We start from the raw sequence: 16864 nt of genomic DNA on the forward strand, positions 1-16864 counted from the left end.
CTTTCACAGGCGGTTCAGTTTCTTGATAACGAAAAGCGACTTGGGGGAACCGGTTTTACCGTGGAGCGCATGGACGGCCAAAAGACTGGTTATGGCTGTCGGTTTCCAGGGGTTCTCAGTTTTGTTTTTGGTCAGCGGCTGGCTGCCCGGTTCCTGATGGACACGCCTTCAGCTCTTCCATGGAGAGTTGGCAAGACCGATGTCCGGTGGTCAATGTGCGATGTGGTTTTCACGAGTCCACTTTTGATACGGCTCCAAGCCTGGAGAGAATCCGGATCCATGAACGCCAAAGAATTTCCGTTCACGGACAGTGATTTGGAATGGTGCCGGCGCGCTACTGAACATGGATGGCCGATGGCCGTTCTCGATCTCCCAGGGGTGGTGCATGACAATGGAGGAGCTGTCTCTCAGTGGTCCGGGCGCCGTGTGCTCTGGTTTCATCAGAGCCGCATGCGCTTGTTGAGTCAATGGTACCCGGTAAGAGCAGTGGCCATCATACCCTTGCTTTTTTTCCGTCACGTTTTTGAGGTGATAGTTCTTGCTTTGACATCCATTCGTTCCAGCGGAGCCCGACAAGCACTGCCCACGCGGATCAAACTGCTCAAGGGAGTCTGGACGCGCTATGCTTCTGTTTTGGCTCCTTGATGATGCCACAAGCGCATGGGATTAGTTTTAAAGGAGTGATTTGATTGATGCCGATTTTGTTGTCGCACCTAACTGGCAATCCGAACAGTTGCGCCGTCGGCGAGGCATTCGCAGAGGCAGGTGTGCTTGCGTCATTTCACACCACCTTGGTGGTGCCGTCATTGCTGCGAAGCTGGCTTGCCTCGGTTGGAATCGCGAAAGGCTTTTTGGAGCGGCGCGTCTTTCCAAAGAAGGTGCGGCCCTTCCTTCATTCCCATCCTGGTCTTGAATGGCTCAGACTTGCCTGCCGCAGCGCTCCGGTCCTGACGAGGAATCGATTGGTTGCCCAGTGGGGCTCACTTGAACAGGTTATACGGCACTTTGATGCGGCTGTGGGCCGTGAGGTGAGTCAAAGCCGGGGATTGAGCGCCGTTTATGGCTACATGGACACCGCTGAACAAACCTTCGAGGCAGCAAGATTGCGCGGCATCCAGACGATCTATGAGCTTCCGACGCCCTACTGGCGCTTCACGCGCGATATCGTGGAGCAAGAGGCGTTCTTGCAGCCTGAGTGGGCCGCGACACTGCCTGTGCTGGACCAGTGCTGCAAGGCCATGCAGCGGCGAGACCGTGAACTGCAACTGGCTGATGTTGTTATTGTGCCGAGCGCTTTAGTGCGTGACAGCCTCAAACTGGCCCCGCCCTTCAAAGCCAAAGTACATGTGGTCCCCTACGGCTGCCCTGAATCCCTGCCTTCCAATTTAAATCTCCCCACTTCGCCGGCATCATCGTCTTCACGCCTTCGCTTGCTTTATGTGGGCAGTTTGAATCAGGGCAAGGGACTGGCCTATCTGGCTGAGGCTATGATCGGTCTGGAGGAACTGGCCACACTTACCGTGATCGGCTCCCGCACGGCTGACCTGCCTTGCCCGGCGCTGGATGCCTTTCTGGGAGCACACAAGCATCTTTCTGGATTATCCCACAACGAGGTTTTGGCGGAGATGCAACAGAACGACGTGCTGGTACTGCCCACGCTCTATGAGGGGCTGGCATTGGTGCTGCTGGAGGCCATGGCCTGTGGTCTCACGGTTATCACCACGCCGCATTCGGGGCTGACAGGCCTCATCAATGATGGAATGGAGGGCTTCATAGTGCCCATCCGCAGTGCTCCCGCTATTCGTGATCGCTTGCGGCTCTTGGCGGGTGATGCGGGCCTGTTACAGACCATGCGACAGGCGGCCCTGGTCTGGAGTCGTGAACACTCTTGGCGGCTGTTTCGAAAAAAAATCCGGGACGTCATTCAAGTTCATTAGAACTTTCGATCGGCCAGTTGCATCCAGATTCGCCATTTGAGTTCGCAAATTTTGAATTTGAGACTTTATGGATATAAAAGCTGGGATCATCCAACCTGCCTCTCCTAGGAAATGATGAATTGCCGTATGCTTCCTTTGAAGATCGTATTGCTGATCATTAACACACATATATGAAGCTGACTATTTCCCAAATGATGGCGCTGGGGGCCTTGGGCACCTTGTTCATCGTTTTCTTCGCCATGATGAACTGGCGGCGTGCGGTGCATGCAGCGCTGATCGTGACGCTACTGGAAGGAGCCATCCGCAAATGGGTATTCCCCCAGGGGTCGGAACTGGTGTACTTCTTGAAGGACATCATTCTTCTGGGTGCTTACCTCAAGTTCTACATGTTCCCTGATCCGGATATCCGAGCTTGGCGGTTGCGAGTGCCTGGAACCTTTATCGCCTGTGTCTGCCTGATGCTGACATTTTTTGGAGCAGTGAATCCGAACATCGGCTCGGTGATTCTCGCGATTTATGGTCTCAAAATCTACCTGTGGTACGTTCCTTTGGCCTTCATGATGCCGCTCCTTTTTCGGAATGAGCAGCATTTGACCACACTGTTTTTCCGTTATTCACTGTTCGCTATTCCCATTTGTCTTCTCGGCGTTGCGCAATTTTTTGCGGGGCCAGATTCGCCCATCAACACCTATGCCACCAGTGAATTGGCCGGAGTGCAGAGTGTGGCAACTTTTGGAGCAGGGCAGGGAGCACGAGCACGAATCACAGGCACTTTCTCCTACATTGGAGGACATAATACATTCGTGGTCGTGTTCTTCATCATTTCCCTCTGCCTGTTTCTGTCCATTGAAGGCAGGCGAAGGCTGGTGCTGCTGTTTGGCAATCTCCCGCTACTGCTGGCCAACTCTTTTATGACGGGCTCTCGGGGGGCCGTTTTCAGTCTGCTGGGGATTGCGGCCGTGGTAGGGCTGACGTCGAGCATGAGCCGCGTCGGCAAGGCAAGGAACACCTTTATTTACATGCTTTTTGGGATCCTGGTAGCAGTGGGGGGTGTTGCTATTTTTGCCGGCAAGGCCTTTGATGCCTTCCAAACACGTCGGAAAACGGCAGGTGACACCTTTCAGGGGCGGGCCTTCAATCATCCCCTGGCTGCATTAGGGGCGGCGGCAAAAGAAGTGGACATCATGGGCTTCGGCATTGGCACCTCTCATCCGGCAACGTTGGGGATCAGGCGTGCGTTAAAGATCCCCAATCCCAAAAAAGAATGTCCGTATTACGATAACGAACTCGGCCAATGCATGGCGGAATTGGGGTGGCCTGCCTTTTTGATGTGGTATGCGTTCCGGGTCATGATGTTAATGACCTGCTGGCAGACGTTTCGGCAGTCTCCGCCGTCGATTATTAAATCGCTGGCGCTTGGATTTTTCAGCTTCCACTTGCTGAGTATGTCGGGACAGATGGTGCTGAACCACACGGCCAATGTGTTCCTCTGTGCCTCCTGGGGGGTTTGTCTCATCCCACGGCTGGAGAGTTTGGTGCATCGTCCGCGAGGCAGTCAGGTCCCATCGTCACGTGCCGCACAGCTGCGGCAACCGGTGCTGCGTGGCAGCCGACAGAGGGGACCTGTGTTGAGGGGTTGATGCTTTCATGAGCTGCACAGGCATTCCAATTTCGGTGGCAGTGCCGGGCTGTCGGCGTTTTGCTCAGCTGCGTGTCACGCTGGAGCGCTTGCATGCCTGCCAGCCCCCGCCAGCAGAAATTCTGGTGCATCTGGACGGCAATGACAGTGCATTGCGAGACTTGGTGCAGTTTGAATTTCCTGGAGTGCGGCTTTTGCATTCAGAGATTTTGATGGGCCCTGGGGGGGCGCGAAATCGGATGACGCAGGAAGCTAGATGTCAGTGGGTGGCACATTTTGATGATGACTCTTTTCCGCTGGACCTCGATTACTTTGCCAGAGCTTGGTCCCTCATTGCCAGACTGCCAGAAACGGCGGTGTTTTGCGCCAGCATTCTGCCGATGGAGTCACACGATGCTCAAGGGCTGTGGCTGCAGGCCGTCTACCCTGGATGCGGTCATCTCATGAGTCGGGATTGGTTCCTGCGAACGCAGGGTTATTTGCCGATTCCCATCGCCTACAATCTGGAAGAAGTGGACGTTGGCATTCAACTTCACGCCATGGGGGGGCTCTGCTTGCAATCCGGCGAATTGCGGGTGTTCCATGATCACCTGCCACCACTACGTGAAGACGATGACATACAAGTGGGGATGATGATCAATACAGTGCTGTTTCCCTTGTTGAGATATCCATTGCTTTTGCTGCCGCAGGCCTGCGCCAGTGTTACTTTACGTGTGTTCCGGCTGGCATTGCGGCAGGAATGGCGTGTCATTTTGAGGGCGCTCTGCATGCTTCCCTCCAATATCTGGCAGTTTCTGCCACTACGAGCACCAGTGAGCAATGCGGCAGCTTGGTCCTGGCTGTTGCTGCGGCGAACGCCACAGCGGGTGAGAATTACGGCATCAGTATGAAAAGAGAGAGCATCCATGTTTGGGTCCCAGGCATTCAGGAAGGTGCTGGTGGCATTCAGGCATTTTCCCGGGTCTATGTGCAGGCTTTGGCTGAAGCGTTTTCTCATTTGGAAATCTGCGTTTTTGTCAAAAACGACCTGCCTCTGCCGGAAGATCCGCTGCGACTTAAAGGGGTGACGTTTTACTCAATGGCGCACTATCCAAAGTGGACCCGAGCCATCCTAATGGTCGCAGTCGGCCTGGTAGTTGGCTTCTGGGAACGACCGCGATGTGTGATCACGACCCATCTTCATTTTCAGCCAGCCGTACGCATGCTGCACTGGCTGTGCGGCATACCGGTAATGAGCGTTTTGCATGGTATCGAGGCATGGAATCTACGCAGCGGGATGCGCATTTGGGCCATGCGTGCTGCGGATCATCTGATGGCCGTCAGCCATCATACGCGGAAAGTGGTGATTGATTCATACGCTCTCAATCCTGACAAAATCAGTGTGGTGCCAAACACGTTTGATGCCGCCCGCTTCACAATCGGTCCCAAGCCTGAGCATCTGCTGGCTCGTTACGGTTTGAAGCCCGATCAGCCAGTGATCATGACGGTGAGCCGTCTCGTTGTTTCCGAGCGATACAAGGGGCACCGTCAGATTTTGCAGGGCCTTCAAAACGTCCGGATTCAATATCCTGAGCTTCGGTATCTGGTGGTAGGCACTGGCGACGACATGCCGCGACTGCAGGAAATGGTTAAAGCTTCCAATCTGGAAGAATGCGTGATCTTTGCTGGGCATGTGCCAAATGAGGAGCTTCCGGACCATTACAAACTGTGTGATGTCTTCGCGATGCCCAGCAGCAAGGAAGGTTTTGGCATTGTGTTTTTGGAAGCCATGGCTTCCGGCAAGCCTACTGTGGCTGGCAATTTGGATGGATCGGTGGATGCCTTGGATCAAGGCCGTCTGGGTCTGCTGGTGGATCCGCACGATGCGGTGAAAATTGCGGAAAAGATCCGCGAGGCTTTGGGGCGGCAGCCACCTGAGGCGCTTTGGAACTCTCCGGAGTTGCTGCGCCAGGCTGTGATCCGTCAGTTTGGCTATGAGCGGGTGGGGCCGATGATGGCAAAGGTTGTGGCCCAGTTAATGGAGGATCCAGGTTTCTCTGCGGACATCGAAGGCTTGGTCAGACCGCAGGATCTCGTTATTCCCATGCCGCATTTTGTGATTTTGACGCAATTGACTTCACCTTACCAAGTGGAGTTTTTCAATGCCCTGGCAGCTTCAAAGGCATGCCATTTGGAGGTGATCTATCTGACCAGCAAGGACAAAAACCGACAATGGGACATGCCGGGTATATCCCACTCTCACCTCATTCTTTCTGAAAATCCGGGGATGCGTTTGGAAGCGCTGGAATCGATCCGCCGCGCGGATCTGGTGGTGTTCAATTTTTACACGGATGTTTTTGCTTTGCGAGCCATTCGCGAGCGTGTTTACACGCATCGCCCCTGGGTGTTCTGGGGGGAACGCCCCGGAGCTTATCAGGCGGGTATCTGGGGGGTATTGGCGCGCTGGGTGCTGCTCAAACCATTGCACCAGAATACTTCGCCCATTTGGGCAGTTGGCACTTTTGGGATTGAAGGGTATCGCCGCGAGTTTGGGGGCAGTCGCAGCTACTGCAACATTCCTTATTTTTCCAATCTCAAGCATTTTATGGCGCTACCACTGCGTCCTGTTAAGTTACGCACGTTTTTTTACTCAGGTGCATTTTCGCCTCGTAAAGGGGTGGATCTGCTGGCCACTGCCTTCGCTCAACTGGCGCGCCAGCATCCAGACGCACGGCTCGTGCTGATGGGGGCCGGACCAATGGAGGGCACGCTTCGGCATTTGCTGCGCAGTTGTTCGAGTCAGGTAATCTGGTTGGGATTTCGTTCGTGGGATGAACTGCCCGATGGGTACGCGCAGGGTGGCATTTTTTGTTTGCCGTCACGCTACGATGGCTGGGGGCTGGCCTTGGTTGAAGCTCTGGCATCCGGCATGCCGGCGATCGGCACCAACCGAACTGGAGCGGCCATTGAATTTCTTGCATCTGGCCAGTCTGGTCGGTTGATACCAGCAGGGGATTCTGTCGCGCTGAAGAATGCCATGTTGGATTTGATGCAACTGCCTGACTCCGATTTTGAACGCATGCAGCAAGCGGCCCGTCATGCCGTCGACGGCAACACATTGGAGCAGGGTGTGAAACGTTTCATGGCTGCAGCGACAGATGTTTTGCAACGCTCGCGGGCACGAGCCAAAATCCCTGTTCGCCCCCTCTAACTGCCACTCATCAAGAACTGCCATGTGTGGAATTGCCGGAGTATTGAATACGCAGGGAATGGAACGAGAAAAACTCTCGGGTGCATTGCAACAGCTTGGCACTGCACTGAAGCACCGCGGACCGGATGATCAGGGTGTTTGGTCGAACTCTGCAGGCACGGCAGGGTTTGCTCATGTGCGGCTGGCCATTCTCGACCTGACACCGGGCGGGCATCAACCGATGCATACGCCGGATGGCAATTTGCACATCACGTTCAATGGTGAGATTTACAACTTCAGGGAACTCCGCCGGGAGCTTGAGAATGAGGGGGTGACATTTCGTACTCAGTCTGACACCGAAGTGCTGCTGCGCCTCTATGAAAAAAGTGGTGTGACCATGCTGCCGAGGCTGAGGGGAATGTTCGCTCTAGCCATATGGGATGAAGCGCGCCAGCTTTGCTTTTTAGCCAGAGATCCGCTGGGCATCAAACCGCTGTATTATACTTTTTCCGGGGGCAGGCTTGCGTTTGCCTCGGAAATGCGGGCTCTTCAATCAGCCGGACTGGCTGGACGCCAATTGGACGCCGAAGCACTGGTGCGCTACTTTCAAATGGGTTCGGTTCAGGAGCCGCATACCCTGCTGGCTGACGTGCATTGTCTCGAAGCCGGCCATTACTTATTGTGGACTGGTGGACGTCTGGTCAAGAACTGCTACTGGCGTGTCGCCTTTGCCACTCAGGAAATGGAACCTTCAGAGGCTGTGCAGCATGTGAGGCATGCTTTGCAGGACAGTATTGATGCTCATTTCGTCAGTGACGTTCCAGTGGGCATCTTCTTGAGCGGGGGGATTGATTCTACGGCCGTTCTGGCTCTTGCTCGTGCAGGTGGCCATGAGAACATTGATACATTTTCCATCGGGGTGGATGATGCAGAAATGGATGAAACTGGCCTGGCGGAGCGCACCGCGAAGTTGTTTGGTGCGAAGCACCACATGCTGCGCCTTGATGCTGTTACGGGACAACAGGCGTTCTCCAATTTTTTGCATACCATGGACCAGCCCAGTGTGGATGGTCTAAACACCTATACGGTTTCTGCTTTTGCCGCACAGAAGGGTATGAAGGTGGTGCTGTCGGGGCTTGGTGGTGACGAACTGTTTGCCGGCTACAAAAGTTTCGATGCAGTCCCCCGGCTGCATGCTTTCAACCGCGCGGCGCATGGGATTCCTTTTGCAGCGGGTGTGGCAGGCTGGGCGTTGGAAAGAAACCCCTTTTCAGCAAAGATGCGCCGTATTGGGTCCATGCTGCGACAAGTACCCACAGTTGAAAATTCCTATCGAGCTTTTCGGGGTATCTTTTCCTTGCATGAGGCAAAATTGCTGGCTGCCAGCTACTTGGATTGCAGTTACGGCAGTCTGCCGAACATGCCCAACCACCAGATGCAAGTGCCTGATATTCATGACGCTGTAAGCAAGTGTGAAATGACACTCTACATGCGTAATCAACTTCTCAGGGATAGTGATGTGATGAGCATGTCCCAAGGATTGGAACTGCGGGTGCCGTTGGTTGATCGTGACTTGTTTGAGCGAGTGGCCATGGTGCCCGCGCATCTTCGGTTGCGACGTGGCAAGCAGATGCTGCTGGATGCTGTGCCTGAAGTGCCCGAGTGGATCTGGAACCAGCCAAAACGAGGGTTTGTATTTCCGTTCGAGAAGTGGCTCGGACAGCAATGGGGGGATGAGTTTGCTGTGGCCACTCGCAAGCTCCCCTATAAAAATGCGACATGGTTCAAGCGCTGGGCAGTTTTCATGCTGGATCATTGGCTGGAGCGTTCATGAATCGGCAAGGCCTGTCCGTCCGATCCATTTCTTAATCAAGCCATGCGAATTCTTCATGTCATGCCCTCCATGGACCCGGTTTTCGGCGGGCCTGTGGCCGCCATTTATGTGATGGCGCGTGGACTGTTGAATGCCGGCATGACTGTGGACATTGTCACTGTTCACCCTCGCGCCCGCTCCAGTGTCGCATTTGATGACTCACGTGAGGGATTGAAATGGCAGTCTTTTCCCGTTCAACTGGCGGGTTACGGGGTATCACTTCCACTATGGCGATGGCTCAAGGCCCATGTGCATGAGTATGATCTGGTTCACATTCATGGGGTTTTTAGCTTTGCCAGCCTCATGGCTCAACGTCTTGCTCGCCGTGCTGGGGTTCCTTATGTAGTTCGTCCTTTTGGAGTGCTCAATCGCTGGGGCATGGAACGGCGTAAGTCCTGGCTGAAGCACTTCATTTTCAAATGGATGGAAAAGCCGGTGCTAGATCATGCGCATGCCCTGCATTTCACCAGCGATGAGGAGGCGGCGGATGTGGCCCGGTTGGCGATTAAAGCTCCCGGTTTCGTGATACCTCTTGGGCTTGATTTATCCCCCTACCAGCAGCTGCCGCCAGCGAGCCTGTTCGAAGCCCAATTTCCGAATTTCAAGGCGGATCAAACGATTCTCTTTCTGTCCAGGATCGACGTGAAAAAGGGACTGGATCTCCTGCTTCCAGCTTTCAAATTGGTGCTCTCCAAGATCAACGGAGTAAAACTCATCATTGCTGGAGATGGGGATCTACGTCTGATGGCCGACTTGAAACGTGCAGCCGAAGAACTAGGCATCGCTGACCGCATTCTTTGGACTGGGTTTCTCACTGGGGATGTAAGACTGGCGGTGATGGCCAAGGCTACGGTTTTTTGCCTGCCATCACGTTCCGAAAATTTTGGGATGGCTTTGCTGGAAGCCATGGCCGCAGGACTGCCGTGCGTCGCAACAGACCAGGTGGCCCTGAGCGTGGAGGCGGCCAGGGCAGGGGCGGTGAGCATGACCCCGGTCGAAGCCGTGCCAGTGGCGGATGCCTTGATCGCATTGCTGGAGGACGAACAACTGTGCATGGACTTGTCTTCGAAAGCGCGAGAGTATGCCACCCAGAACCACTCCATGGCCGCCGTGGCTGGCCGGTTGAAGAAATTTTATGAACTGCTTTGCTCTACGTCAGCCAAACATGCCAATCCATGAATTTGTGGAGGCTTCACCAAGTACGTAAAAATTGATAAATATTCCTCCAATGAAAAAAGCACTAATCACCGGCATCACAGGTCAGGACGGTTCGTATCTTGCCGAGCTTCTGCTGGCCAAGGGGTATGAGGTGCATGGCGTCATCCGCCGCTCCTCCAGTTTCAACACGGGGCGGATTGACCACATCTACCAGGATCCGCATGTGGACGGGGCGCGGTTGATTTTGCATTACGGCGACCTCGCTGATGCAGTGCAAATGGTGAAGCTGCTGTATGAACTGCAACCGGATGAAATTTACAACCTGGGGGCGCAGTCCCATGTGAAGGTGTCGTTCGACATCCCGGAATACACCGGGGATGTGGACGGTCTGGGCACACTGCGTATTCTCGAGGCGATCCGTGAATCGGGGCTGATGAAGAAGACGCGCTTCTACCAGGCCTCATCCTCCGAGATGTTTGGCAAGGTGCAGGAGGTGCCGCAGACGGAGCAGACGCCATTCTGGCCTCGTTCGCCGTATGGCTGTGCCAAGGTCTTTGCCCACTGGCTGACGGTGAACTATCGCGAGAGCTACGGTCTGCATGCCTCCAGTGGCATCCTGTTCAATCATGAATCACCGCGCCGTGGGGAGACGTTTGTGACGCGCAAGATCACCCGTGCAGCCACGCGCATCAAATTGGGCCTGCAGGACAAGCTCCATCTTGGCAATCTCGATGCGAAACGCGACTGGGGCTTTGCCGGTGAGTATGTGGAAATGATGTGGCTCATGCTGCAGCAGGAGCAGCCGGATGATTATGTCATCGCGACGAATGAAACCCACAGCGTGCGCGAGTTTTGCCAGGAGGCGTTTGCGCAGCTCGGGCTCGACTGGGAGGCCTACGTGATGCATGACGCCCGCTACGAGCGCCCGGCCGAGGTGGATCTGCTCATCGGCAATCCGGAGAAGGCCCGCAAGCAGCTTGGCTGGGAGCCCAAGGTGCGGTTCAAAGAGTTGGTGAAAAAAATGGTGGACGCCGATCTTAAGCTGGCTGAACACGAGGCCAGAGTTAAATCTCTCTAAAGCATGATGAAGCTGTTTATTTCCGGTCATACAGGCATGGTGGGAAGCGCGCTGGTGCGGCGTTTCCAAAAAGCTGCGGACGTGTCCATCGTCACGCGCACGCGTCAGGAGCTCAATCTCTCGGATCAGGCTGCCGTTGCGGCATTTTATCAGGCCGAAAAACCTGATGCTGCGATCATTGCGGCAGGCAAAGTGGGCGGCATCCACGCCAACAGCACCTATCCCGCCGAGTTCATTTATGAAAACCTGGCCATTGCGACGAACTGCATCCACGGTGCCTGGAAGGCCGGAGTAAAGCGTCTTCTATTCCTCGGCAGTTCCTGTATCTATCCCAAACTGGCTCCGCAGCCCATGCCTGAGGATTGCCTGCTCACCTCGGCGCTCGAGCCGACCAATGAGGCCTACGCCATTGCCAAGATCGCGGGGCTCAAGATGGCCGAGTACTATCGCAAGCAGTATGGCGTGGTCTATCACTCGGCCATGCCGACGAATCTGTATGGCCCGAATGACAATTACCATCCGCAGAACTCCCATGTGATGCCGGCGCTGATCCGGCGCTTTCATGAGGCGCGGCTGGCAGAGCTGCCTGAAGTTGGGGCCTGGGGCACGGGACGGCCGCAGCGCGAGTTCCTGCATGCGGATGATCTGGCGGACGCCTGCGCCTTTCTGCTTCAATTGGAAAACCCGCCGGATTTGGTCAACGTCGGCTGTGGCACGGATGTGACGATTCGTGAGCTGGTGGAGATGGTGGCTGAAGTGGTAGGCTACAAGGGGCAGATCGTCTGGGACAAATCCAAGCCGGATGGCACCCCACGTAAACTGCTGGACACCACCCGATTGAATCAGCTCGGCTGGAAGCCGCAAATCCCGCTCAAAGACGGGCTGGCGCATACCTATGCGTCTTTCCTGGAGGAGATGCAGTCCAACCGCCTGCGCGGCTAAGACTCGCGTGCAAACTGCGCGCTGCAGGGTTTGCGGCGCAGATGTGGGCTTGGATTCAGCAGGTGTTATTCCGCGACGTCCCTCATTCTGCGGAGCGATTTCCCGTTTTCCAAGCCATGAAAATCCTTCTGCTCAACCAGTGCTTCCATCCGGATCACGTGGCCACGGCGCAGCACCTCACGGATCTGGCGCATGAACTGGTCAAATGCGGCCATCAGGTGACGGTGGTGGCAGCGTCGCGCGGGTATGACAACCCGGAGCTTCGGTATCCCGTGCGCGAGACGTGGCACGGCATCGACATCCGCCGCATCTGGACTCCTGGGCTCGGCAAGAAAGCCAAGTGGCGGCGGCTGGTGGATTTCGCCATCTTCTGGGGCAATGCCACACGCATCCTGCTGTTCATGCCCCGGCAGGACGTCACGGTCTGCCTGACTTCGCCACCGCTCATCTCCACGCTCGGCACGGTCGTGGCAAAGCTCAAGGGAGGCGCGGTGGTGCCTTGGGTGATGGATTTGAATCCGGATGAAGCTGTGGCTGCAGGCTGGCTGAAGGCCGGGGGCCTTGTCGAGCGCACGCTCACCTTCATCCAAAACTGGAGCTTCCGGCGTGTCTCACGCATCATCGCGCTGGACCGCTTCATGGCGGAGCGCTTGATGGCCAAAGGGGTGAGTGCAGAGGTCATCCATACCGATGCGCCTTGGTCGCACGATCAGGCGATCCAGTACGACGTGGCCGCACGCGAGGCCTTCCGTGCTGAGCACGGGCTCACGGGCAAGTTCGTCGTCATGTATTCCGGCAATCACAGCCCCTGTCATCCGCTGGATGCCGTGCTGGCCGCAGCGCAGGAGATGCAGGGGGAGGAGCGGCTGCACTTCCTGTTTGTGGGAGGTGGCAGCGAGTTCAAAAAGGTGCAGGCATTTGCCAAAGCTCAGGCCCTCAAAAACATCACCTGCCTGCCGTATCAGCCGCTGGAAAAGCTCTCGGGTTCGCTCTCTGCGGCGGATCTGCATCTGGTGGTGATGGGGGATCCTTTTGTGGGCATCGTGCATCCCTGCAAGATCTACAACATCCTCACGCTCGGCATTCCATTCCTCTTCATCGGTCCGGATCAAAGCCACGGGGCTGATCTGGCGCGGCGGCTCAACCAGCCGGCACACGGGCGTGTGGCGCGCAACGGGGATGTGCCTGCCATCGTGCAGCAGATCCGCGATGCGATGTCTCTTGGCACGCAGCCGGTCAATGCGGCTGCCAGGGCGCTCGGTGCCGACTTCTCCCACTCGGTGCTGTGCCCCCGGCTGGTGCGCGTCATTGAGCAGGCGGGTGAGCGTCGTTAGACTTGTTCGCGGTCGTAGGATGGGCGTGGCGACAGCCCGCCCGTCCATGAGCGTACTGCAAACACTGTGGCGTACGAACGTCCTGGTAGTCGGGCGGTTTGGCGGAGGTGGCTGGGGGCGTTGCGAAGTCTTCGACGCCAAACACACCCAACCTACGTGCGGAGCCGTCTCGTCTATTGAGCAGGCTGCAGCACGCGCTTGATGAGCTCGTAGCTGGCAAAGCGCTCGGTGTCGGGGAAATCGTGATCGGAGTCGGGGTGGGCGATTTGCAGGTGTGACTCCGCCTGATGCAGTCTGAACAAGGGCAGAGCTGCGGCCGCGATGCGATCCACGCTCTGCCAGCGGAAGTTCGCATCCCGCAGCGGCGCATTCACAAACACATGGCGTGGGGCGAGGCAGGCGATGAGTTCGTAGTGGTCCCATGGGCAGTCCTGCGGATGGCCGAGGTAGTCCGCCATGCGCAGCATGTAGCGCTCCTGCACGTAGCCCTTGATGTTGCCGCCGTAGTAGTCCAGCAGCGAATCAAAGCCGCAGCTTGAGACGATGACCTGGATGCGGTCGTCAAAGACAGCGGTGAAGATGGCATTGTGTCCGCCGAGCGAGTGCCCGATGGCGGCGTAGCCGTGACTGCGATCCACGTAGGGCAGGGAGTCCAGGTAGTCGAGGCCGCGCAGGTTGTCCCAGATGGCCTTCATCGTGCCGCTGGGCATGTGCAGCGCTTTGAGATCAGGCTGGTATTCGGCCAGCAGCGGATAGCTCGGTGAGAGCGTGACGAAGCCGCGCTCGGCCAGTTCCTGCGCGTATTGCCGGTGCGGCTTGCCACCGAGACCCACGACCACTTTGAAGCCGATGTTGTTTTCCGTGGGATGCAGGCAGAGCACGGCAGCGGTTTTCTTTCCTGCGAGCGCTGTTTTGGGAATGCACAGGTAGGCAGTGACCTTGCCACCGGGCTGGGAGGTGTAGGTGATGAGCCTGCGCACATAGCTGCCGCAATCCGTTTCCTCCACGATCTGCGGCTCCAGCGCGCAGCGCAGCTCCGGGCCGGGCAGGGGACCTGCGACCTGCTGAAACCCTGCCAGCGCCTCCGCACGGCGGCTCGCCCATTCAGCGGCGCTTGTGGCTGTCTTGGTCGTGCCGTCCTTCGCGTGGTATTCGAGGAGGTTCGTGCGGCTCAGTCCACGAATCGGTGGAATGTCCTCCGCATAGGCGAGGCAGGGCAGGACGAGGGCAAATAAAACGCGGCGCATGGGAGCCATACGCCGCGTCTGGGAGCTTTCTTTGTTACCATGGGGGCTCACTCATTCCGACGGTTCCCGCCGAGCAGCATCATGGCGTAGTAGAGGAAGGTGCCCAGCGCGCTGATGAAGGCGGCCACGTAGGTCAGCGCGGCGGCGTCCAGCACTTTGCTCATGGCGGCGGTTTCCTCGCCGGGAGAGACGGCTCCGGTACTGGCCAGCACGCGCTTGGCACGGGCTGTGGCGTCAAACTCCACCGGCAGCGTGATCAACTGAAACAGCATCACGACTCCAAAGCACAGCGCGAGGATCGGCAGGGCGATCTTGGGTGCAAAGTAGATCAAACCAAAGCCCACAAAGGGAATGATCTGCCCGGCGATGGTGGTGATGCCAACCGCCGCCATGCGCCACTGCAGCGGTGCGTAGAGCTGCTGGTGCTGGATGGCGTGGCCGCACTCATGTGCCGCCACTCCCAGTGCGGCCACGTTGGTGCCGTAGTAGTTTTCTTCGCTGAGCATCAGCTGCTTGTTCGACGGATCGTAATGGTCGCTGAGCTGGCCTTTGATGGTGTGGATCGTCACATCGCGGATGCCGTTGAGGTCCAGGATGCGCTGGGCGATCTGCGCGCCGGAGAGTCCGGAGCGTGCCGGCACCTGCGAATAGCGTGTATAAGCGCTCTTCACGCGCCAGGAGGCGAAGAGCGACAGCGCCATCGTGCCAAGGAAGAGCAGGAGGTAGAGGGGATCAAAGTACATGGTTCTTGAATGGGGTTGCCATTAGATACGCACACCATGCCCGCTTGGGAATCACGCGGGCATTGCAAAACTGCGCGTAGTTTGTCACACAAAATCCCGTGTTGCTTCCCCACGAGCCTGCGATTGAATCAGTCGTTCATGGAAACCGCCCCCACCTCCCCCGCATCGGCCTCGGAGCCCATCCTCTGCCGCGTTACATCCTGGTACTACCGCCGCATGGGCATGCTGGCCGGGCTGTTCCTCGTCTTCGGCCTCGTGTTTCTCCATGACGGCATGAGGGGGTATCCCCAGGAGCTGGCCATCGCGCAGGAGAAGGAGAAGTTCATGAAGGAGTTCCTGCCTTCGTTTGAAGCCGCCAAGAAAGAAGGGCGCCTCCCGCAGTGGATGGAGGATGCCAAAGCCAGGGGCATGCCTACCGGCGTGGACGGGGATTCACCCCGCTGGAAAAGCTACGCTGCGAAGAAGGGCTGGAAGGAGGAGCCCAAGCTCTACAGCGACCGTGAGATCGCCGAACAGTTTTATTATGGCTACGGCTGCCTTGCCGGGGCGCTCATCGCAGGCATCCTGATCCTGCGGAATCGCAGCAAGGTGCTGCTTGGCGAGGCTGACCACTGGGTGTCTCCCGAAGGTGTGCAGATTCGCTACGCCGATGTCTTTCGCGTGGACAAGCGCAAGTGGGAGCACAAAGGGCTGGCGTATGCGTGGTATCGCACGCAGGGCGGCGCCGAAAAACGTGAGGTGTTCGACGATCTGAAATACGCTGGGGCAGACAAGGTGCTGGAGCGTTTGCTGGCTCGTTTCAGTGGTGAATTGATTGAAAAAGTCAGCGAAACAGCGGGCGCCGAATCCACAACAGCAGAGGTGGAAAAATAATGGCACTTGTTTGAGTTTGAAAAAGGCGGGATTTTCCCCTTGCCAAAGTAAACTCAGCCGCTAAAGCTCCGCCCCATCCCAACACCCCCAATCTATGGCAGAGAACATCACAGAAAAAGTTAGAGACATCATCGTTGAACAGCTTGGCGTGAATCCCGAGCAGGTCACCCAGGAAGCCAAGTTCATCGAAGATCTCGGTGCCGACTCACTCGACACCGTCGAGCTGGTGATGGCCTTCGAGGAAGAATTCGGCATCGACGTCCCTGACGAAGAGGCTGAAAAGCTTCAGTCCGTGGGCGACGTCGTCCGCTACGTCGAAGAAAACGCCGAGTAATACCGGCCTTTTTTAGAACTTCAAAAACAGCCAAGTGGTTCATTCCGCTTGGCTTTTTTGTTGTGGGTTTTTGAGGCGGGCAGAGGGTTGCTGTGCGGAGCACCTCCGAAGGGGCGCGGAATTTATTCCGCAGCACTCCGCCGAAGCGCCAGACTCTTGCTCACGAATCAATCTCCTTGAAGCCGAGGATCAGCTTGCCTGCGGCACGCCATGTAGCCCGCACGATCATTGGGCCGGCGATGCTGTAGGCGAAAGCGGCGGCATGGGGGCTTGCGGAGTGCTGCGGAATAAATTCCGCGCTCCTGCTGCGTTTTTGGACTGCGGTTGCGAAGTGAGGAACGAACGCAGCTACCGCCTTCGACGGGCCGGTCAGTAAACGCGTGCCACGAGGCGCTCGAATGCGGGAGCCTGTGGTTCTTCGCCAGCCGGTCAGCTCACGCCCATCACGAGACGCTCGAAAGCGGCCGTTCACCGCCCCAGGGACGGCGCACCTTTTTCATCGCCCGCGACGCGATAGACCCGAAATAACGGACGCGC

14 protein-coding genes are annotated in these 16864 nt (G+C 56.9%); 12 read left to right on the top strand and 2 right to left on the bottom strand.

Going from position 1 to position 16864, the window contains the following annotated elements; genetic code table 11:
• From ACIREA_RS10510 to ACIREA_RS10555, 10 genes are all read left to right on the top strand, one after another.
• Positions 1-645, top strand: a 645-nt coding sequence (locus tag ACIREA_RS10510) for a glycosyltransferase family 2 protein (RefSeq protein WP_397382224.1), incomplete at its 5' end; no start/stop codon positions are given.
• 47 nt (positions 646-692) lie between these two features.
• Positions 693-1937: a glycosyltransferase family 4 protein gene (locus ACIREA_RS10515; protein WP_397382225.1), complete on the top strand. Its 1245-nt coding sequence runs from the start codon at positions 693-695 to the stop codon at positions 1935-1937.
• 170 nt (positions 1938-2107) lie between these two features.
• Positions 2108-3577, top strand: coding sequence for a hypothetical protein (locus ACIREA_RS10520; protein WP_397382226.1), 1470 nt, complete (start codon positions 2108-2110; stop codon positions 3575-3577).
• 7 nt (positions 3578-3584) lie between these two features.
• A complete protein-coding gene (locus ACIREA_RS10525) occupies positions 3585-4466 on the top strand; it encodes a glycosyltransferase family 2 protein (protein ID WP_397382227.1) in 882 nt (293 codons plus the stop codon).
• Positions 4463-6766: a glycosyltransferase gene (locus ACIREA_RS10530; protein ID WP_397382228.1), complete on the top strand. Its 2304-nt coding sequence runs from the start codon at positions 4463-4465 to the stop codon at positions 6764-6766. Before ACIREA_RS10525 ends, ACIREA_RS10530 begins: the two co-directional genes overlap by 4 nt.
• 22 nt (positions 6767-6788) lie before the next feature.
• On the top strand, positions 6789-8579 hold the full coding sequence (asnB, locus tag ACIREA_RS10535) for an asparagine synthase (glutamine-hydrolyzing) (protein ID WP_397382229.1): 1791 nt from the start codon (positions 6789-6791) through the stop codon (positions 8577-8579).
• A gap of 69 nt (positions 8580-8648) precedes the next feature.
• Complete coding sequence (locus tag ACIREA_RS10540) at positions 8649-9797, top strand: glycosyltransferase (protein ID WP_397382230.1); 1149 nt, start codon at positions 8649-8651, stop codon at positions 9795-9797.
• 49 nt (positions 9798-9846) lie between these two features.
• Positions 9847-10854 carry a GDP-mannose 4,6-dehydratase gene (gmd, locus tag ACIREA_RS10545; RefSeq protein WP_397382231.1) on the top strand — a complete coding sequence of 336 codons (1008 nt, stop codon included), beginning with the start codon at positions 9847-9849 and terminating at the stop codon, positions 10852-10854.
• Positions 10855-10860: 6 nt separating this feature from the next.
• Positions 10861-11796 (top strand): GDP-L-fucose synthase family protein, encoded by a 936-nt coding sequence (locus ACIREA_RS10550; protein WP_397382236.1) that lies wholly within the window; start codon positions 10861-10863, stop codon positions 11794-11796.
• Positions 11797-11912: 116 nt separating this feature from the next.
• Entirely contained in the window at positions 11913-13130 is a 1218-nt protein-coding gene (locus ACIREA_RS10555) for a glycosyltransferase family 4 protein (protein WP_397382232.1), read from the top strand.
• A 173-nt stretch (positions 13131-13303) separates the two neighbouring features.
• Here ACIREA_RS10555 and ACIREA_RS10560 read toward each other — a convergent pair whose 3' ends face one another.
• Entirely contained in the window at positions 13304-14377 is a 1074-nt protein-coding gene (locus tag ACIREA_RS10560; RefSeq protein ID WP_397382233.1) for an alpha/beta hydrolase family protein, read from the bottom strand.
• Between the two features lie 47 nt (positions 14378-14424).
• Positions 14425-15120, bottom strand: a complete 696-nt coding sequence (locus ACIREA_RS10565; RefSeq protein ID WP_397382234.1) for a zinc metallopeptidase — start codon at positions 15118-15120, stop codon at positions 14425-14427.
• Between the two features lie 138 nt (positions 15121-15258).
• On the opposite strand from ACIREA_RS10565, the gene ACIREA_RS10570 reads away from it, so the two are divergent.
• Positions 15259-15993 (top strand): hypothetical protein, encoded by a 735-nt coding sequence (locus tag ACIREA_RS10570; protein ID WP_397382235.1) that lies wholly within the window; start codon positions 15259-15261, stop codon positions 15991-15993.
• A gap of 94 nt (positions 15994-16087) precedes the next feature.
• Positions 16088-16327, top strand: coding sequence for an acyl carrier protein (locus ACIREA_RS10575; protein ID WP_294399132.1), 240 nt, complete (start codon positions 16088-16090; stop codon positions 16325-16327).
• Positions 16328-16864 lie beyond the last annotated feature (537 nt).

The organism is Prosthecobacter sp. (assembly GCF_044373815.1).
In the GTDB taxonomy this organism is placed as follows: domain Bacteria; phylum Verrucomicrobiota; class Verrucomicrobiia; order Verrucomicrobiales; family Verrucomicrobiaceae; genus Prosthecobacter.